We start from the raw sequence: 19,652 nt of genomic DNA, 5'->3' as shown, positions 1-19,652 counted from the left end.
GGAGAATACGATATCATGAAAATTCTGTATGCAACCAGCGAGGCGGTTCCGTTTTGTAAAACCGGAGGACTTGCGGATGTGGCCGGATCTCTGCCGCCGGCGCTGGCGGCAGAGGGTGCCGAGGTGGCGGTGATATTGCCGCTGTATCAGCGGGTGCGGGAGCGCTTCGGCGATCAGCTGACCTATCTTTGCTATGACTATGTGGATCTTGCCTGGCGGCACAGCTACTGCGGTCTGTTCTCCATGGAAAAGGACGGTGTGACTTGGTATTTCCTGGATAATGAGCAGTATTTCAACCGCCCCGAGCTCTATGGCTACATGGATGACGGCGAGCGGTTCGGCTTCTTCTCCCGGGCCGTGGTACGGATGCTGCCGCACCTGTGCTTCTGGCCGGAGGTCATCCACTGCAACGACTGGCAGACAGCCCTCATCCCCATTTACCTCAAGGACGACGGTGTCCGGGAGGACCGTTTCCGCAGCATCCGCACTACGCTGACCATCCACAATATCGAGTATCAGGGCCGGTACAGCAAGGATACCCTGGGGGATCTGTTCGGCCTGGATCACGGCTGGGCGGACGACGGCACCATCCTGATGGACGGGGACGTGAATCTGCTCAAGGGCGCCATTTTGTGTGCCGATGCCGTCAACGCCGTCTCTCCCACCTATGCCAATGAGCTGAAAATGGCCTACTTCGCCCACCGGCTGGACGGCATTATGCGCCAGTGCGGCTATAAGCTCTCCGGCGTGCTCAACGGCATCGATATGGCCCGGTATGATCCCTCCACGGACAGCCACATCGCCCAGCACTACTCCAAGGAGGATATGAGCGGCAAGGACGTGTGCAAGGCCGCGCTGCAGCGGCTGCTGGGACTGCGGGAGGAGCCCTATGTGCCCATTGTGGGCATTGTCAGCCGTCTGGTTTCCCACAAGGGGCTGGACTTGATTTGCGAGGTGCTCCATGATATGATGGAACTCCCCCTGCAGCTGGTGGTGCTGGGCAAGGGCGACCGCAAGTATGAGGAGTTCTTCCGCTGGGCCGCGGAGCAGTATCCCGGCCGTATGGCTGTCCGTCTGGACTACAATGAGGACCTTTCCATGGCCATCTACGCCGGTGCGGATCTGTTCCTCATGCCCTCCAAGAGTGAACCCTGCGGATTGAGCCAGATGATCGCCATGCGTTACGGCACGGTGCCCATTGTCCGGGAGACCGGCGGATTGAAGGATACGGTGCAGCCCTATGAGGCCTGGCGGGACGCCGGCACCGGTTTCACCTTTGCCAATTATGCCAGCAGTGATATGCTGTATGTGATCCGGGAAGCCGTGTATCTCTACAAGGATTATCCCGACGCTTTCGGCCGTCTGCGTCAGCGGGCCATGTCCTGCGACTTCAGCTGGAAGCGCAGCGCCGGGGAGTACCTGCGGATCTACGCCGGCATCACCGGCCAGCCCTGGCCTCCTGTGAAAGCTGCTCCCGTGGAGGAAACGTACGTTGAGACTGCCCCTGTGGAGGAAGCGCCCGTTGAGGCTGCTCCCGCAGAGGAAGCGCCCGTGGAGGAAGCACCTGTTGAGACTGCCCCCGCAGAGGAAGCGCCCGTGGAGGAAGCACCTGTTGAGACTGCCCCCGTGGAGGAAGCGCCCGTGGAGGAAGCGCACGTTGAGACTGCCCCCGTGGAAGAGGCTCCCGCTGAGGCTACTCCCGTAGAGGAAGCGCCCGTGGAGGAGGCTCCCGCAGAGGCTGCCCCCGTGGAGGAAGCGCCCGCAGAGGCCGTTCCCGCAGAGGCTGCCCCCGTGGAGGAGGCTCCCGCAGAGACTGTCCTTGCAGAGGAGAAGGCGGCCGCGAAGAAGGCGCCTGCCCGCAAGCGGACTACCTCCCGGAAGACGGCGAAGAAGCCTGCTGCCAAGTCCGGCAGAAAGACAGCTGCCGCCAAGAAAGAAACCACAAAGAAAGGGCCCGCCGCGAAGACGAAGCAGAATACGGCGGAGTAAGGAAGGCACATGATACCGTTTACGAAACAATCCCTCAAAAGTGCCCTGACCGCAAAGCTGATGCTCAACTTCGGCAAGACGCCGGAGGAGGCCACGGATCAGGAGATGATGAAGGCCAGCGCCCTGGTGCTGCGGGACGTGATGGCTATCCGGGGCGTGGAGTCCAACAAGGAAACCCGTAGAGAGCATAAAAAGCAGGTGCACTACCTGTCTCTGGAGTTTTTGATGGGCCGCAGCCTCATGAAGAATGCGTATAACCTGGAAGTGCTGCCCCAGCTGAAAGAGGCGCTGGAGGAGCTTGGCTTCAAGGCTGCCGACATTTTCGAACTGGAGCCCGACGCGGGCCTGGGCAACGGCGGCCTGGGCCGCCTGGCCGCCTGCTACCTGGACTCCATGACCACGCTGGAGATTCCCGCCACTGGGTACTCCATTTGCTATGAACTGGGTATTTTCAAGCAGAAGATTGTGGAGGGCCAGCAGGTGGAACTGCCGGACAACTGGAAGGACCTGGGCGCGGCCTGGCTGCTGCCCAAGCCCGAGGAGGCCCAGAGAGTCCAGTTCGGCGGCACGCTGCGGGAATTCTGGGATGACGGACACCTGCATATCATCAATGAGAACGCCACCACCGTGCTGGCGGTTCCCTGCGACATGGTGGTGGCCGGCTACGGCACCGAGCATGTGAACACCCTGCGGCTGTGGGATGCCCGCTCCACCAAGCCGGTGGATATGTCACTGTTCTCCCGGGGCGAGTACCTGAAGGCGGCGGAGGAGGAAGCCATGGCGGCCACCATCGCCAAGGTGCTCTATCCCGAGGACAATCACTATGAGGGCAAGTCCCTGCGGCTCAAGCAGCAGTATTTCTTTGTCTCCGCCACCGTGCAGTCCATTGCCACCAAGCATCTGGATACCTATGGCACGCTGCGCAACTTCCATGAGAAAAATGTCATCCAGATCAACGATACCCACCCGGCCCTGGTGATCCCGGAGCTGATGCGAATCTTCATCGACGAGGCAGGCATGGACTGGGATGAGGCGTGGTATATCACCACCCACTCCGTGGCCTACACCAACCATACGGTCCTGGCCGAGGCCCTGGAGCGGTGGCCCCAGTCCCTGGTGCAGCAGCTGCTGCCCCGGATCTGGCAGATCATCGTGGAGATCTCCAACCGCTGGCAGCGGAAGGTGGAGGACTTCTACCACGACGGCAACAAAACCCAGGCCATGGCCATTGTCTGGGGCGGAGAGGTCCGCATGGCCAATCTGTGCATCGCCGGCGGCATGGCTGTCAACGGCGTCAGCAGCCTCCACTCGGAGATCCTGCGCAGGAACGTGTTCCGGGACGCCTACGGTATGGAGCCGCAGAAGTTCCAGAACGTCACCAACGGCATCGACCACCGTCGCTGGCTCAGCGAGATCAACCCGGGACTGGACGCTCTGGTACGGGAGCTGACCGGCGGGGACGACTATCTTCTCAAGCCCCTGACGCTCAAGAAGCTGGATCGCTATGCCGACGACAAGGCCGTGCTGGAACGCCTGGCGGACATCAAGAAGGCCAATAAGGAGGCCTTTGCGGCCTATGCCAAAAAGATCCAGGGCGTGGTGCTGGACCCCAACGCCATTTTTGACGTGCAGGTCAAGCGTCTGCATGAGTACAAGCGGCAGCTTCTGAACGTGCTGCACATCATTTCCCTGTATCAGGATCTCCAGGACAATCCCAACGCCATTACCCAGCCCCATACGTTCCTGTTCGGCGCCAAGGCGGCACCGGGCTACGCGGTGGCCAAGCGAATCATCCGCCTCATCAACTCCCTGGCCGACCAGATTGAACATGATCCCATCTGCAAGGATAAACTGCAGGTGGTGTTCCTGGAGAACTACCGGGTGTCCCTGGCGGAAAAGCTCATGCCGGCCAGTGAGGTCAGCCAGCAGATCTCCACCGCCGGCAAGGAGGCCAGCGGCACCGGCAACATGAAGTTCATGATGAACGGCGCGCTGACTGTGGGCACCCTGGACGGCGCCAATGTGGAGATGCACCAGGTGCTGGGAGACGAGAACATGTTCCTCTTCGGCCTCCATGCCGACGAGGTTGAGCGGACCAAGCGGGAGGGGTATGTGCCTCAGCGGCTCTACAGCCGGGACGACCGCCTGCGCCGCTGCCTGGACGCCCTGCGCACCGGGTTCCGGGACGGCGTCAGCTACGACGATTTGTATCAGCGGCTGCTGTTCGGGGCAGGCGGGAGCCCTGCGGACGAGTACTTGCTCCTGGCGGACTTCGAGTCTTACCGGGAGGCGGAGCGCCGCATGGTGGAGACCTATGCCGACCCGGTGAAGTGGAACCGCATGAGTCTGCACAACATTGCCCGCAGCGGTATTTTCGCTGCAGACCGGGCTGTGGCTGAGTATGCGGACAACATCTGGCATGTGCCTCACAAATAAACTTGTCTGCAAACGGAGGACGGAGCATTGCTCCGTCCTCCACCTTTTTCCAGCCTGCGAAAATAAAAAAACAGAGGACAGGGGAGTCCCTGTCCTCTGTTTCAGCGATCTTTGCTCAGACCCAGCAAATAGTCTGTGCTGACGCCATAATACTTGCTCAATGTGATCAGATGGTGGATCGGAAGCTCGTTGGCGCCCCGCTCATATCGGGCGTACATCGTTTGGGAAGTCCCCAGAACTTCCGCAATCTGCGTTTGCGTCTTGTCAGCGTCTTCCCGCAAGTCTCGCAAAATGCGAACATAATCCATTCCGTTCACTTCTCATCCCCCCAGTTCCCGCGTCCGCTTTTTCTAGAAAACAATTTAACATAAAATTGCCAAACAGAGGTAACAGAATACATAATTTTACTACAATTAGACGATAAATTTACTGAAAAACAGGAAAAAATTGCCGAATTGTCAAAAAATTTACTATTTATCGGACTTTCTGCAAATTTCCGTAAATTTCCGTATTTTTCCTTCGCAAAAACGGAATTTACGGCTCTACTTTACAAGGAGAAAGTTTGCGGATATAATAGCAGTAATATGGATTTTTGCATGTATTTTGCACCAGATAAATGAAAAAGAGGAATGAGTATGGAATATACACAAGGTGTCCGGTTTGACAGCCTCGGTCTGTCGCCGGAAATGATGCGGGCCATTGCCCAGCGGGGACTCGAGGTATCCACGCCGGTTCAGGCCGGGTGCATTCCGCCCATGCTGGCCTGGCAGGATGTGATTGCCAAGGCGCCTACCGGGACGGGAAAGACGTTTGCCTACGGCATCCCCATTGTGGAGCATATCGACCCGGAGGATGAGAGCGTGCAGGCGGTTGTCCTGGCGCCCACCCGGGAGCTGGCCATCCAGATTACAGGTGAGCTGCGGGACATTGCCGCCTATAAGCCGGGGGTCCGCAGTGTGTGCCTGTACGGCGGACAGCCCATCGGCAGGCAGATCGAGACGCTGAAAAAGCGGCCCCAGATTGTGGTGGCTACGCCCGGACGCCTCAGCGATCATATGAAGCGCCGCACCGTCCGGGTGGAGACGGCCCAGACCGTGGTGCTGGACGAGGCGGACCGGATGCTGGACATGGGCTTTATCCACGATGTGACCCGCCTGCTGGACCGGATGAACAAGCGCAAAAATCTGGGACTGTTCTCTGCTACCATCTCCCGGGAGGTCATGGACATTGCATGGGTCTACCAGCGGGACGCGGCGGAGGTCACCGTCCGGGAGGACGAGCAGAACAAACCGGACATCAAGCAGTTCCGCATGGAAGTGCCCCAGAATGAAAAGGCGGATGCCATTGCCCGGATTCTGGAGGAGACCGGCTTTGACCGCTGCATGGCTTTCTGCAACACCAAGGGCTCCACGGAACGGATCACGAAGTTTTTGCAGATGCGGGGCATCGACGCCCAGTGCATCCACGGGGATATCCCCCAGAAGCGGCGGGAGCAGGTGATGGATCTGTTCCGCCAGGGAAAGCTGCGGGTGTTCGTCTCCACGGACGTGGCGGCCCGGGGCATCGATGTGGACGATGTGGATATCGTGTTCAACTGCGACGTGCCCGATGAAAACCAGGACTATGTTCATCGGATCGGCCGCACGGGCCGTGCCAAGCGGCAGGGCGTGGCAGTGACGTTTGTGTCGGATTATCCCGCGAAAATGCGGATTGACGACATTGCCCAAAAGACCCGGAATGTGATCACCCCGGTCAAATTCGGACCGGATGGTAAGCTCACTACGGTAGACTGAGTAAAAAACCCCGCGGGCCAGGCTGCTGCCTGGCCCGCGGGATTTTTATCATTCTTCCAGAGGAAGCAGGTTTTCCTCCGTCTCAGGATCGAACAGGTGGATAAGGTCCCCCCGGAAGGTGAAGTGCACCTGCGTGCCGTAGGGGATGCCGCCCTTGTGATCGGCGGACAGCTCCGTAGTGGGGATCCGCAGCACCACGTCCCGGCCGCCGGCGCTGACGTGGAGATGGATCTCGCTGCCCATCATCTCGCTGACATCCACGCTGCCGGTCAGGCAGTGGGGACCTGCGGAATCTGCAAAGGAAATATGCTCAGGCCGAATGCCGATGGTCACGGCCTTGGAGGGGATTCCCTTGGCCTTCAGGCGGGCCTGGGCCTCGGGAGCCAGTTCCATGGTGGCGTCCATGACCTTGACAGAATAGTGATCTCCATCGGCCACCAGCTGGCCGTCGAAGAAGTTCATCTGAGGCATGCCGATGAATCCGGCCACAAAAATGTTGGAGGGATGGTCAAACACCTGCTGCGGCGTACCGATCTGCTGAATGAAGCCGTCCTTCATAATCACAATCCGGTCGCCCAGGGTCATGGCCTCCGTCTGGTCATGGGTAACATAAATAAAGGTGGTATCAATGCGCTGGCGCAGCTTGATAATCTCTGCGCGCATCTGGTTACGGAGTTTGGCGTCCAGGTTGCTGAGGGGCTCATCCATCAAAAACACCTGGGGGTTGCGGACAATGGCGCGGCCGATGGCCACGCGCTGCCGCTGGCCGCCGGACAGAGCCTTGGGCTTGCGGTCCAGATACTGGGTAATGTCCAGAATCTCCGCAGCTTCCCGTACCTTTTTGTCGATCTCATCCTTGGGAACCTTGCGCAGCTTCAGAGCAAAGGCCATGTTCTCATAAACAGTCATATGGGGGTAGAGCGCATAGTTCTGGAACACCATGGCGATATCACGGTCCTTGGGCTCCACGTCGTTCATGCGCTTGCCGCCGATCAGCAGGTCGCCCTCGGAGATTTCTTCCAGACCGGCCACCATACGCAGCGTGGTGGATTTGCCGCAGCCGGAGGGGCCCACCAGAACGATGAACTCCTTGTCCGCAATTTCCAGGTTGAAATCGTGGACTGCGGTCACCTTGTTGTCGTAGATCTTCTTGATGCCTTTGAGAGAAACAGTTGCCATATGTACGGCCGTAAAAGCTGTGCCTCCGCACAAGCTTCCTCACGCCGGGAGAGCGAAACTCCCGGTGCATTACGACAGGTCTCCACACTGCCGCACCGCCGGCCAGGCGGATGGGGATCTCCTCCTTTTTTATGGCTGACCAGCCGCTATTGAAATGGAGTAGCGGGGGCCGCCTGAATGAAAAATTTGGGGGAACCGATGCAGGTTGTCGCTGCCGGCGCACAGCACAGAGGCCCTGGGCAGCAGCAAGGCGGACGACAGGATGACGCATAGACGCCTATTCTGCCTTCAAAACAAATCCTCATAGTAATATTCTCTCCTTTTCGGCCGGTTGTCAATAAAAATTTTAGTTAAATTTTACAACGTCGTGGCGCAGCGCCTTTTGAAGCCAACCGGCATGATCTGAAAAACCACAGCCGGTATCCCGGAGGGGCCTGGGCCCTATGGGATTCAGCATAACAGACGGAATGTGAATAAACCCTTAATTTTGTAATTTTTTGTTACTTTTTGCGCGGGGAATCTTTACAAGCAGCTGAAAACTCTTTATAATGCTTCTGTTACGTAAACCCAGGGGCTGCCGCGGCGGTGCCCTATTTTTCTTTCACTATATTATTAAGGAGAACGTACATGAAGCTTTGGAAGCGATGGAGCGCCGCGCTGTTGATGCTGGCGCTGTGTATGGGCCTGCTGGCAGGCTGCACGCAGGAGGAGGTCCGGCCCGGGCTGTCCGTGTGTGTGGGGGATGAGCCGGAGACGCTGGACCCCATCTATGCCACGGCGGAGGGGGACCAGACCATCCTGGTGCATCTTTATGAAAATCTGATGCGGGTGACGGTGGATGTCTCCGGCGGCACGACGGTGACGGGCGGCATGGCCAAGAGCTACTCCCAGGAGAGCAATGCAGACGGTACTGTTACATGGACGTTCCGGCTGCGCAATGCCAAGTGGTCCGACGGCAAAGCGGTGACGGCGGATGATTTTGTCTATGCCTGGCGGCGGCTGGCGGACCCGGCCAGCGGCTCCCCCTATGCCTCCATTTTGTCGGTGGTGGCGGGATACGATCAGGTGCGTAAGACGGGGGACACGTCGCTGCTGCAGGTCAGCGCCAAAAATGACAGCACGCTGGAAGTGGTACTGGGGGGCAACTACGACTGGTTCTTGACCGAGGTGTGCACCTCTCCTGCCACCAGCCCCCTTCGGGAGGATGTGGTGACCACTCTGCGGGATGAAGCGGTGGAGCGCAACCGCGCGGCAGAGGAGGAAACGGGCCAGGAGGGAACGGAGCGGTGGTGGTCCCAGCCGGAGAAGCTGGTGGCCAACGGACCGTATATGCCGGGGACTTATACGCCCGGTGAGTCGCTGACCCTGACGGAGAACAGCGACTACTACGGCAACCTCACCGGTCCCGGAGAACTGAAGTTCTGCTTTGCGGAAAACGCGGAACAGGCACAGGCTCTCTACGAGGACAAAACCGTGGATCTGGTCTGGCCGCTGACGGATGAGGAGATTGAGCGTCAGGTGGAGACGAATCCCCTGACGGAGCTGGGGACCTATACGGTGCTGTTCAACTGCAACCAGTCGGTATTTGCCGACCAGCAGGTGCGCCAGGCGCTGGTGATGGCTATTGACCGCAACGCAGTGGCGGAGGCGGCCGGAATCACCGCCATCCCGGCGGAGGGGCTGGTGCCTCCCGGCGTTCCCGGGGAGGGTGACGACGATTTCCGAACAGACGCCGAACTGCTGGACAACGATCCGGATAGCTATGGCGAGCGGTGCGACCTTGCCCGGCAGACTCTGGAGCAGGCGGGCTATGACAGCGGCGCCTATCTGGGACAGCTGGAGTATCTCTACGTGGACACGCCGGAAAACGCGGCCGTGGCACAGGAGCTTGCCCGCCAGTGGAGCCAGGTGCTGCATGTGACCGTCACGCCGGTGGCAGTCAGCGGCAGTGAGCTGCGCACTGCTCTGCGGGAGGGGAACTATACCCTGGCGGGGCTGGATCTGAAGGCCGTGGGCAACGACGCCGAGTGCTTTTTGAAGCAGTGGACATCCGGCCGGGAGAGCAATGTGGTGGGCTATGAGAACAGCGCCTACGATACGCTTTTGTCCATTATCGCCAAGGCTGACGACGGCGCAGCCCGGATGGGATGCCTCCATGATGCGGAGGTACTGCTGCTGGACGATGCCGCGCTGACGCCCCTGTATACCCGGTACACTGCCTGGGCCCTGCGGGAGACGCTCACCGGCGCGTGCCGGGATGCGCGGGGGTGGTTCTGCCTGTCCGGCGTGACGGAAAGAACAACCTGAAAATAGTGTAAAAGGCCGCTTTGCAGAAAGTAAAGCGGCCTTTTTTGCAATATTTCAGAAAGAAAGAAGTTTCCATAATCCGGGAGGGGAGTTTTGTTACGGCTGTGTTACAAAAGCGGAAATCCCCTTGAAATTCAGATTTGGATTTGCTATCATGCATCATGAACAAACGAGTGGTCACCCGGCAGCCCGGCGCAGATACAGGACCGGCTAGCCACGGTATGTGTGCCGTGAAGACGGGGGTTCCCCTTGGATGTTCAACTTCAATGCCGGAAGGACCCAGGCAAAGCGGAGGGGTCGGCCGAAGCGGTCAGCATGCGGCGGCTGGTTCCAAAGGACCGTCCAAAGTCCCGACGGTAAATTCAAAAGGAGGAAAAAACCCCATGAAGAAGTTCCTTTCTCTGGCTCTGGCTCTGGTTATGACCATGTCTCTGGTCACCATCAGCGCCGGCGCCAAGGACTTCACTGACAGCAGCAAGATCACCTATTCTGATGCTGTCGACGTGATGTCCACCATCAAGGTTGTTGACGGCTACACTGCCGGCGACTTCCGTCCCACCAACACCCTGACCCGTGGCGCGGCTGCCAAGATCATCTGCAACATGATCCTGGGCCCCACCACCGCTGGCGCTCTGCCCACCTCCGTGGCTCCCTTTAAGGATGTCCCCGCTGGCAGCACCTTCGCTGGCTACATTGCCTACTGCTCTCAGCAGAAGATCATCAACGGCTATGCTGACGGCACCTTCCGTCCCTCCGGCACCCTGAACGGCTATGCCTTCATGAAGATGCTGCTGGGCGCTCTGGGCTATGACGGCTCCGTTGAGGGCTTCACCGGTGCCAACTGGTCCGTGAACGTGGCTAAGCTGGCTGTCGGCATCGGCCTGGACGACGGTCTGACCGAGGGCTTCAACGGCTCCAAGGCTGTCACCCGTGAAGAGGCTTGCCTGTATGCCTTCAACACCCTGCAGGCTGACATGGTCGAGTACTCCACCACTGGTTCTTCCATCACCGTGGGCGGCGTCGAGATCGTGACCAACCCCTCCAAGGCTGAGCCTGTCACCACCACCTCCAAGTCCGCTACCATCAAGGACGAGACCGCTGACTCTGACAACAAGGTCTACACCGTTCAGTTCGGCGAGCGTTACTTCAAGGATCTGGAGAAGGACAGCAACGCTTATGACGACTTCGGCCGTCCCGCTGCTCAGTGGTCCTATGACGACAAGGAGATCTGCGTCATCGCTGACGAGGCTGATGCTACCTACACCAAGACCGTTGCCGAAGAGGATATCTACGGCGATCTGAACCTGAAGAAGAGCGAAGAGTTCAAGGTCTATGTGGATGGCAAGTACCAGGGCGATGATAAGACGGTTACCATCCATGATAAGGACGAGGATGTCGCGAAGAGCGGCAACGGCGTTCTGGTTGAGGTCTATAAGGACGATGCCCGCATCGTTGTGATCAACACCTACATCGGCGAGGTCGATGACGTTGACACCAACAAGAACGACGAGCGCATTGTCACTGTTGACGGCAAGGACTTCGTGACCGAGGAGTTCGAAGAGGACGATATGGTTCTCTACACCGTTGGCGGCAAGGACAGCGACAAGATCCAGACCATGGTGCCCGCTGAGAAGCTGACCGGCGAGCTGACCAAGATCTCTGGCAGCAAGTACACCATCGACGGCACTGTTTACGAGAAGTCTGCTTCCGTGGACGAGCAGGTCGATGCCGTTTCTCCCAAGGCTGACGTTGACTTCTACCTGGATTCCTATGGCTACCTCCTGAAGATGGAGGAGGCTGACGGCGAGGTCGCTGTTGACAAGCTGGCCTATGTTGAGGATTCCGGCAACTCCCGCGGCACCGGCTGGGCTCGCCTGATCATGGCTGACGGCTCTGCCAAGACCGTTGACACCACTGAGAAGTATGCTACCGGCGCCATGAACGGCAAGGTCGTTTCCTTCAAGGTTCAGGACAACGGCGAGTACAAGCTGGACGAGAAGAAGGGCGCGAACTTCGTCTCTGATACCGGCGTGTCCTTCGAGAAGGGCAAGACCTACATGGGCAATGTGAAGCTGGACTCCAAGACCGTGTTCGTTTACATGGTCGCCGATAAGGCTGGCGACAACGCCGATGTTGAGTACAAGGTCTACACCGGCTACAAGTCTGCTCCCAGCTTCACCTCCGCTACCGTGAAGGGCTACAAGGCTGCCAGCAAGACTGCCGCTTCCGTGGTGTTCGTGAGTGTTGTGAAGGATCAGCTGCACAGCTCTTCTGCTGACCTGACCTTCCTGGCTTCCAAGGATGATCTGAAGGTCACCTATGAGGAAGAGATGTCCTACTATGAGTTCCAGGCTGTCGTGGACGGCAAGATCACCACTGTGAAGATCGACGCTGACGTGTTCGATGGCACTCCCGCTCTGATCGACGGCGCTATCATCCTGAACCAGGTGTCCTATGACTCCGACAATCTGGGTGACGGCGGCAAGACGGTCGCGATTGGCACCAATCCCACTGCGGCTGACGCCGATTCCAAGGATGTCTTCCAGGCTACTTCTTCCAAGAAGGAGTCCAACGGCGTTCTGACCTTCGACGGCTACACCCTGGCTTACACCGACAATGTGAAGGTCTTCTTCATCGACGGTGATAAGATCACCGAGGGCGACATTGGCGACATCCGCGAGGATGGCGGCGACAAGGATCCCTATGGCAACATCTACTACACGCTGGATGACGGCGATGTGAACCTGGTTGTCATCGAGAAGAACTAATCGTCTTCCCAATATCAAAAACACACTTGTGTTGAGATAGGCAAGACCCCGTACCGCAAGGTACGGGGTCTTGTTTTGCACTTTTCAGAGAAAGACGCCCCGGCAGACTCCGATTCCGGAGCCCGCCGGGGCGTTTGATCTTCTGCTCTATGCCGGAGAATGTTACAGCTTGGTGGAATAAGTTCCGGTGCGATCCATTTCCACGATGCCCTCCACGCCGCAGCGCACCATGCTCTCCACGGCCTCCCGGGTATAGAATGCCATGTGCTGGGTCATGATCACATTGCGGAACTGATGGAGATAGAACCAGTTGCGGTTGGTCAGAATGTCCGTCCGGTGGTCGCCGTGGACGATGCCCTCTTCGCCCTCCACGGTGTCCATGCCCAATGCACCGATCTTCTGGGTCTCGATGCCCTCCACCAGGGCGTCAATATCCGTCAGACCGCCCCGGGCGCAGTTGATGAGGATCACGCCGTCTTTCATCTTGGCAATGGCTTTCCGGTCGATGATGTGCCGGGTGGCGTCGGTCAGCGGCATGTGCAGGGTGATGATGTCGCAGGTGCGCAGCAGCGTATCCAGATCCGTATATTGGGCATAGGGCCGCGCTGCCGGGTTTTCGTGCCGGGACCAGGCCAGCAGACGGCAGCCGAAGCCACTGAGCTCCCGAAGCACCTGGACGCCGATACGGCCGGTTCCCATGACACCTACGGTCATGCTCTGCATGTCCCGACCCTGGAGACCCTCCAGAGAAAAATCGTTTACCTGTCCCCGCCACATGGCCTGCTTGTACTGGCGCAGGCACATGAGCATCATCATCACGGTGAAATCCGCCACGCCATTGGGGGGATAGGAGGCATTGCATACCTGGAGCCCCAGTTCATGGGCTGCGGCCAGGTCAATATGGTTGCTGCCGATGGTACGGGTAGACAGGCATCGGACCCCCAGGGCCCGGTACCGCTCCAGCAGCGGCCGGTCGATGCGGCCCTGCCCCAGAATGGTCACGCCGGCACAGCCGGAAACCAGGCCTGCGTTGGCCAGTGTAGGGACCAGGGAGCTGGTGGTAATGTCCACATGATAGGCAGCGGCGGCCCTGGAAAAGGCCGCCGTCTCATCTTTGCGCACTTCGTAGGCAAAAATTTTCATAGAGATCCTCCGTCAGTTGGAAAAGCCTCAGATTCCCAGCAGGGCAGAGGCAACCTGAAAGTAAATCAGCAGAGAGATGGAGTCCACAATGGTGGAAATGAACGGAGAGGCCATGACCGCCGGGTCGAAGCCCAGCTTCTCGGCCAGCAGCGGCAACGAGCAGCCCACCAGCTTGGCGCACAGCACCGTCCCCACCAGAGTGACGCATACCACCAGCGCCACCATGGGCGTCACGGAGGGATTTTGCAGCAACCAGCGGTCCACGATCATCATTTTGACAAAGTTGGCGCAGGCAAGGCAGATGCCGCAGCAAAAGGCCACCCGGAATTCCTTCCAAAGCACCTGAAACACGTCGGAAAACCGCACCTCTCCCAGAGACAGGGCTCGGATGATGGCCGTGGACGCCTGGGTGCCGCTGTTGCCGCCGGTACCGGAGAGCATGGGCACAAAGGAGGTGAGAATGGCGCAGGACATGAGGGCACCTTCGAAGTGAGTGAGAATGATGCCGGTAAAGGTGGCCGAGAGCATCAGCACCAGCAGCCAGGGGGTACGGGCCTTCCAGGTCTCCAGCACGCCGGTTTTCAGGTAGGGCTTGTCCGAGGGCAGGATAGCGGCCATCTTCTCGATATCCTCCGTGGCCTCTTCCTGCAAAACGTCCATGGCGTCGTCTACGGTGACGATGCCCACCAGCCGGTTTTCCGTGTCCACCACCGGCAGTGCCAGAAAGTCGTATTTGCTCAGGGCCCGGGCGGTGGACTCCTGATCGTCCAGCGTTTGGACGCAGATGAAGTTCCGCTCCATAATGTCCCCGATGATATCGTCTTCTTCTGCCAGCAACAGCGTTCGGATGGACAGCACCCCGATCAGATGGCGCTGCTCGTCGATGACGTAGCAGATGTTGATGGTTTCCTTGTCCGGGCCGGTGCGGCGGATCCGCTTGAGGGCGTCCTCCACGGTCATGTTCTCTTTCAGATCCACGAATTCCGTGGTCATGATACTGCCGGTGGAGTCGTCCGGGTATTTGAGGATCTCGTTGATGCTCTTGCGCATTTCCGGGTCCGAGTGGCGCAGAATCCGCTTGACCACGTTGGCTGGCATTTCCTCCACGATGTCCACCGTATCGTCCAGGTACAGCTCGTCCAGCACTTCCTTGAGCTCCGTGTTGGAAAAGCTCTGAATCAGAAGTTCCTGCTGGTCACTGTCCAGCTCCACGAACACCTCTGCCGCCAGCTCCTTGGGCAGCAGACGGAATACCAGCGGCACTTTCTCCTCCAGATCGCCGCACAGCGCAGCAATATCTGCGGCCTCCATGGGAAGCAGGAGATCGCGCAGGGGAGCGTATTGTTTTCGGGAGAGCAAATCCTCAATTTTCTCCAACAGCTCTTCCCGTTCTTCTTCCAGCTCAAGCACGCCGTGCGTCCTCCCTTCCGCAGTATCTCAAAATGAAAATAAGTTCCCCGTCCGACCATCCCGGTACGAACAGGGGAACTGCCAGTGGGAACTTCTATCCCGCAACCGTTCAAGCTTTAGCTTCACAAGGCGGTGAAATCGCGTTAGATGATACCTTCTTGTTCGATAGCATCTGTTCAGACCAACTTGTGATGTTTCCATCAGTTTGCGGCAGCGATCCGTATCCCTGCGGTAGCCTTACCTACCGGATTTTCTGCGTAATTTACAAAATTTCTCTTCTTATCTTATGACAAAAGCAGGAGCCTGTCAAGGCGGCCGCAGGCCTGCGGCGGAATTTTACAAAGGTGCTCTCCCCTTGTGGAGCAGTGTGGGCCGTGCTATAATAAAACATTCAGGAATGCATCTGCGGACAGAGGGGAGGCGAGCCGTTTTGGGGATTCACGACGGCCACAGGGAAAAGATGCGGGGACGGTTCCTCCGGGGCGGACTGGACGCGTTTGCCGACCATGAAGCGCTGGAGCTGCTGCTGTATTACGCCATCCCTCGCCGGGATACCAACCCGGTGGCGCATGCCCTGATGGAGCGATATGGCTCCCTGGCCGCGGTGCTGTCCGCTCCGGTGGAGGATTTGCAGAAGGTGGAGGGAATCGGCGAGAGCGCAGCCGTGCTGCTGGCGCTGGTTGCCCCGATTTACCGGCGAGCCCGGCTGGCAGAAGTCCAGCAAGAGCAGATCCTCAACTCCTCGGAGAAGGCCGGGGCCTATCTGGTGGAGCGATTTGCCGGAGAGAAGCACGAGGTGGTCTACGCCCTGTGCCTGGACCGCAAGGGCAAGCTCATCGCCTGCAAGCGGCTGGGGGAGGGGGACATGGCCTCCGCGGGGCTGGACATCCGGCGCCTTCTGGAGGCGGCGCTGCTGACCTCCGCCAGTGCGGTGATTCTCTCCCACAATCACCCCAGCGGCGTGGCGCTGCCCTCGCAGGATGATTTCATTGCCACGGAGCGGGCCAAGGCCGCCCTGGAGAGCATTGGCGTACAGCTGGCGGACCATATTATCGCCGCCGACGGGGACTTTGTCTCCATGGCGGACAGCGGCTATCTGGGATAGCTGCAGTACTCTAATATAGAACATTTGTTTGCCATTTCCTGCGGACTGTGGTAAAATAACAACGGATACTGCCATTTTGCAGCTGCGCGGCAGCGGAAAGGAATGCCATGCCAGATTTTAAAGTGGTTTCTGAATATGAGCCCTCCGGCGATCAGCCCAAGGCCATTGCCGCCCTGGCGGAGGGGATCGAAAACGGGCTGAAGGAGCAGGTGCTGCTGGGCGTTACCGGCTCCGGCAAGACCTTTACCATGGCCAAGGTCATCGAGGCCGTCCAGCGGCCCACGCTGGTGCTGGCCCACAACAAGACCCTGGCGGCTCAGCTGTGCGCGGAGTTCAAGGAGTTTTTCCCCAACAATGCCGTGGAGTATTTTGTCTCCTACTACGATTATTATCAGCCCGAGGCCTATATCCCCCATACGGATACCTATATTGCCAAGGACGCCGCCACCAATGAGGAGATCGACCGTCTGCGCCTGAGTGCCACCTGTGCCCTGCTGGAGCGGCGGGACGTGATCGTGGTGTCCTCCGTCTCCTGCATCTACGGCCTGGGTGAGCCGGACGACTTTGCCCAGATGGTGGTGTCGCTGCGGGTGGGAGCTCAGTGGGACCGGGACGAGCTGCTGCGCCGCCTGGTGGAGATCCGCTACGAGCGAAACGACGTGGCGTTTCAGCGCAATATGTTCCGGGTGCGGGGAGACACAGTGGAGCTGTACCCGGCCTACTATAAGGACCACGCCATCCGGGTGGAGTTCTTCGGGGACGAGATCGACCGCATCAGCGACTTCAACCCGGTTACCGGTGCAGTGAACCGGCACCTCAACCACATCGCCATCTACCCCGCCAGCCACTATGTCACCACCAAGGAGAAGATGGACAAGGCCATCGGCCAGATCCGCGAGGAGCTGGAGCAGCAGGTGAAGGTATTCACCGACAACAACCAGCTGGTGGAGGCCCAGCGCATCCGCCAGCGGACGGAGTACGACATGGAGATGATGGCGGAGCTGGGCTACTGCTCCGGCATCGAGAACTACTCCCGCATCATCTCCGACCGCCCGGCGGGCTCTGCACCCATGACGCTGCTGGACTTCTTCCCGGACGACTTCTTGCTGTTCGTGGACGAGAGCCACGTGACGCTGCCCCAGGTGCGGGCCATGTACAACGGCGACCGGGCCCGGAAGGACTCCCTGGTGAAGTACGGCTTCCGACTGCCCTGCGCTTACGATAACCGTCCCCTGAAATTTGAGGAGTTTGAAGAGCGCATCGGCCAGGCGGTGTTTGTATCGGCCACTCCCGGCCCCTATGAGCGGGAGCGGGCGGACCAGGTGGTGGAGCAGGTCATCCGTCCCACAGGACTGCTGGACCCGAAGGTGGAGGTGCGTCCGGTGACGGGGCAGATCGACGACCTCATGGAGGAGATCCGCACCCGTGCCGCCCGGAACGAGCGGGTGCTGGTGACGACCCTTACCAAGAAAATGGCGGAGGACCTGACGGAATACCTGAAAAACGCAGAGATCCGGGTGCGGTACATGCACTCGGATGTGCAGACCATTGAACGCATGGAGATCATCCGGGACCTGCGGTTGGGCGAGTTTGACGTTCTGGTGGGCATTAACCTGCTGCGGGAGGGATTGGATCTGCCGGAGGTGAGTCTGGTGGCCATCCTGGATGCGGACAAGGAAGGCTTTTTGCGTTCGGAGACGTCCCTCATCCAGACCATCGGCCGGGCGGCCCGCAATGCCGACGGTCTGGTGGTCATGTACGCTGATGAGATCACGCCCTCCATGCGGGCGGCCATTGATGAGACGGAGCGCCGCCGGAAAATTCAGAACGATTATAACCAGGCCCACGGCATCGTGCCCAAGACCATCATCAAGAGCGTGCGGGAGGTGCTGGAGATCTCCCACACGGCGGAGGAGGAGTCCGGCAAGGGCCGGAAGAAGCGCAAGCTCAGCGACCAGGAGCGCGCCGCGGAGATTGCCCGCCTGGAGAAGGAAATGAAGGAAGCCAGCAAGATGCTGGAATTCGAGTATGCCGCGGTGCTGCGAGACCGGATCATCGAGCTGCGGGGCGAGGCGTGAGCCTGCCCGACGCGTTTACGGAATAAGGAGAATCACAATGGCAAAGCATAAGGAAGAAAAGACCAATGTTATGCGGATTCTGGATCAGAAGAAGATCCCCTATACCGCGCGGTTTTACGAGGAGGGCGAGGGCCCCGAGGGCGTGCGGGACTACGGCGTCCATGTTGCTCAGGCTCTTGGCCAGGACCCGGCCCGGGGCTTCAAGACCCTGGTGGCCCGGGGTGCTTCCAAGGGCATCTATGTCTTTGAGGTGCCGGTGGCGGAGAGCCTGGACCTGAAAAAGGCCGCCCGGGCAGTGGGGGAGAAGTCCATCGAGCTTTTGCACGTGGCGGAGATCAATGCTGTTACCGGCTACATCCGGGGCGGGTGCAGCCCTGTGGGTATGAAGAAGCAGTATCCCACCGTGTTCCACGAGAGCGCCCTGGACTACGACACCATTTACATCTCCGCCGGAAAGATCGGCGCTCAGGTGGAGCTGGCCCCCGGGGATTTGCTGGGACTGCTGCGGGCGAGCACAGCGGACCTCATCGTCCGGCAGGACTGACCCGGGGGACAGTCAGACATCAATCATAAGGAGCAGCTATGCAGGATAAGATCATCGTCAAGGGCGCCCGGGCCAACAACCTGAAAAACATCGACGTCACCATCCCCCGGGACAAGCTGGTGGTGATGACGGGCCTTTCCGGCTCAGGAAAATCTTCTCTGGCCTTCGACACCATCTACGCCGAGGGCCAGCGGCGGTATGTGGAGAGCCTTTCTTCCTACGCCCGCATGTTCCTGGGCCAGATGGACAAGCCGGATGTGGACTACATCGAGGGCCTCTCTCCAGCCATCTCCATCGACCAGAAGACCACCAGCAAGAACCCCCGCTCCACCGTGGGCACCGTCACGGAAATCTACGACTACCTGCGCCTTCTGTGGGCCCGGGTGGGCACGCCCCACTGCCCCAAGTGCGGCAAGGTCATCCGCCAGCAGACCATCGACCAGATCATCGACCAGGTGATGGCCCTGCCGGAGGGTACCCGTATCCAGGTGATGGCACCGGTGATCCGGGGCAAGAAGGGCGAGCACGCCAAGGTGTTCGACGATGCCAAGCGCTCCGGCTATGTCCGGGTGCGGGTGGACGGCAACCTCTATGAGCTGGATGAGGAGATCAAGCTGGAAAAGAATAAAAAGCACTCCATCGAGGTCATCGTGGACCGTCTTATCATCCGGCCGGACATCCAGCAGCGTCTCACCGACAGCGTGGAGACCGCCTCGGCCCTCTCCGGCGGATTGGTGGTGGTGAACCTGCTGCGGGAGGACCGGGATTTGATGTTCTCCCAGAACTACGCCTGCGAGGACTGCGGCATCTCCATGGAGGAGCTGACGCCCCGCATGTTCTCCTTCAACAACCCCTTCGGTGCCTGCCCCACCTGCACGGGCCTGGGCAGCCAGCTGAAGG

At 59.2% G+C, this 19,652-nt stretch carries 12 protein-coding genes, 1 pseudogene and 1 riboswitch; of the genes and pseudogenes, 9 read left to right on the top strand and 4 right to left on the bottom strand.

Annotated features, from left to right (window positions below):
- The first annotated feature begins 15 nt into the window (after positions 1-15).
- On the top strand, positions 16-1,989 hold the full coding sequence (gene glgA / locus QZS13_RS06385; protein ID WP_295587049.1) for a glycogen synthase GlgA: 1,974 nt from the start codon (positions 16-18) through the stop codon (positions 1,987-1,989).
- 9 nt (positions 1,990-1,998) lie between these two features.
- On the top strand, positions 1,999-4,425 hold the full coding sequence (locus QZS13_RS06380; RefSeq protein ID WP_295587047.1) for a glycogen/starch/alpha-glucan phosphorylase: 2,427 nt from the start codon (positions 1,999-2,001) through the stop codon (positions 4,423-4,425).
- A gap of 101 nt (positions 4,426-4,526) precedes the next feature.
- Here the strand turns inward: QZS13_RS06380 and QZS13_RS06375 are convergent, their stop codons facing one another.
- Positions 4,527-4,733: a helix-turn-helix domain-containing protein gene (locus tag QZS13_RS06375; RefSeq protein WP_295587071.1), complete on the bottom strand. Its 207-nt coding sequence runs from the start codon at positions 4,731-4,733 to the stop codon at positions 4,527-4,529.
- Between the two features lie 327 nt (positions 4,734-5,060).
- Here QZS13_RS06375 and QZS13_RS06370 point away from each other — a divergent pair, with 327 nt between their 5' ends.
- The gene (locus QZS13_RS06370; protein ID WP_295587045.1) at positions 5,061-6,218 is read left to right on the top strand and encodes a DEAD/DEAH box helicase; all 1,158 of its coding nucleotides are present in this window, start codon (positions 5,061-5,063) and stop codon (positions 6,216-6,218) included.
- Positions 6,219-6,266: 48 nt separating this feature from the next.
- On the opposite strand, the gene ugpC is transcribed toward QZS13_RS06370, so the two are convergent.
- Positions 6,267-7,397 (bottom strand): ABC transporter ATP-binding protein, encoded by a 1,131-nt coding sequence (gene ugpC, locus QZS13_RS06365; RefSeq protein WP_295587043.1) that lies wholly within the window; start codon positions 7,395-7,397, stop codon positions 6,267-6,269.
- A 627-nt stretch (positions 7,398-8,024) separates the two neighbouring features.
- Here ugpC and QZS13_RS06360 point away from each other — a divergent pair.
- Together QZS13_RS06360 and QZS13_RS06355 are read left to right on the top strand one after the other, a co-directional pair.
- Positions 8,025-9,704 carry a peptide ABC transporter substrate-binding protein gene (locus QZS13_RS06360; protein WP_295587041.1) on the top strand — a complete coding sequence of 560 codons (1,680 nt, stop codon included), beginning with the start codon at positions 8,025-8,027 and terminating at the stop codon, positions 9,702-9,704.
- Between the two features lie 383 nt (positions 9,705-10,087).
- Positions 10,088-12,472, top strand: coding sequence for an S-layer homology domain-containing protein (locus QZS13_RS06355; RefSeq protein WP_295587039.1), 2,385 nt, complete (start codon positions 10,088-10,090; stop codon positions 12,470-12,472).
- A gap of 162 nt (positions 12,473-12,634) precedes the next feature.
- Here QZS13_RS06355 and QZS13_RS06350 read toward each other — a convergent pair whose 3' ends face one another.
- Both QZS13_RS06350 and mgtE read right to left on the bottom strand, forming a co-directional pair.
- Positions 12,635-13,615, bottom strand: coding sequence for a D-isomer specific 2-hydroxyacid dehydrogenase family protein (locus QZS13_RS06350; RefSeq protein WP_295587037.1), 981 nt, complete (start codon positions 13,613-13,615; stop codon positions 12,635-12,637).
- A gap of 27 nt (positions 13,616-13,642) precedes the next feature.
- Positions 13,643-15,025, bottom strand: coding sequence for a magnesium transporter (gene mgtE / locus QZS13_RS06345; protein ID WP_295587035.1), 1,383 nt, complete (start codon positions 15,023-15,025; stop codon positions 13,643-13,645).
- A gap of 91 nt (positions 15,026-15,116) precedes the next feature.
- A riboswitch (M-box (ykoK) riboswitch) is annotated at positions 15,117-15,281 on the bottom strand.
- Positions 15,282-15,455: 174 nt separating this feature from the next.
- Between mgtE and radC the strand changes: the two genes are divergently transcribed.
- The 4 genes and pseudogenes from radC to QZS13_RS06325 form a co-directional block, all read left to right on the top strand.
- Positions 15,456-16,130 carry a RadC family protein gene (radC, locus tag QZS13_RS06340; RefSeq protein ID WP_295587033.1) on the top strand — a complete coding sequence of 225 codons (675 nt, stop codon included), beginning with the start codon at positions 15,456-15,458 and terminating at the stop codon, positions 16,128-16,130.
- Between the two features lie 107 nt (positions 16,131-16,237).
- Positions 16,238-18,208, top strand: a complete 1,971-nt coding sequence (gene uvrB, locus QZS13_RS06335) for an excinuclease ABC subunit UvrB (RefSeq protein WP_295587031.1) — start codon at positions 16,238-16,240, stop codon at positions 18,206-18,208.
- A 37-nt stretch (positions 18,209-18,245) separates the two neighbouring features.
- Positions 18,246-18,752, top strand: a complete 507-nt coding sequence (ybaK, locus tag QZS13_RS06330) for a Cys-tRNA(Pro) deacylase (RefSeq protein ID WP_295587029.1) — start codon at positions 18,246-18,248, stop codon at positions 18,750-18,752.
- 38 nt (positions 18,753-18,790) lie between these two features.
- Positions 18,791-19,652, top strand: a pseudogene (locus tag QZS13_RS06325) (excinuclease ABC subunit UvrA); the annotation flags it as partial.

Source organism: uncultured Oscillibacter sp. (assembly GCF_900546705.1).
Taxonomy (GTDB): domain Bacteria; phylum Bacillota; class Clostridia; order Oscillospirales; family Oscillospiraceae; genus Oscillibacter.
This window is presented reverse-complemented; position numbering and strand designations above follow the sequence as displayed.

Excerpts from the sequence above, each read along its gene's own strand:
- glgA (WP_295587049.1), top strand. The coding sequence starts at position 16 with ATGAAAATTCTGTATGCAACCAGCGAGGCGGTTCCGTTTTGTAAAACC.
- QZS13_RS06380 (WP_295587047.1), top strand. The coding sequence starts at position 1,999 with ATGATACCGTTTACGAAACAATCCCTCAAAAGTGCCCTGACCGCAAAG.
- QZS13_RS06375 (WP_295587071.1), bottom strand. The coding sequence starts at position 4,733 with ATGGATTATGTTCGCATTTTGCGAGACTTGCGGGAAGACGCTGACAAG.
- QZS13_RS06370 (WP_295587045.1), top strand. The coding sequence starts at position 5,061 with ATGGAATATACACAAGGTGTCCGGTTTGACAGCCTCGGTCTGTCGCCG.
- ugpC (WP_295587043.1), bottom strand. The coding sequence starts at position 7,397 with ATGGCAACTGTTTCTCTCAAAGGCATCAAGAAGATCTACGACAACAAG.
- QZS13_RS06360 (WP_295587041.1), top strand. The coding sequence starts at position 8,025 with ATGAAGCTTTGGAAGCGATGGAGCGCCGCGCTGTTGATGCTGGCGCTG.
- QZS13_RS06355 (WP_295587039.1), top strand. The coding sequence starts at position 10,088 with ATGAAGAAGTTCCTTTCTCTGGCTCTGGCTCTGGTTATGACCATGTCT.
- QZS13_RS06350 (WP_295587037.1), bottom strand. The coding sequence starts at position 13,615 with ATGAAAATTTTTGCCTACGAAGTGCGCAAAGATGAGACGGCGGCCTTT.
- uvrB (WP_295587031.1), top strand. The coding sequence starts at position 16,238 with ATGCCAGATTTTAAAGTGGTTTCTGAATATGAGCCCTCCGGCGATCAG.
- ybaK (WP_295587029.1), top strand. The coding sequence starts at position 18,246 with ATGGCAAAGCATAAGGAAGAAAAGACCAATGTTATGCGGATTCTGGAT.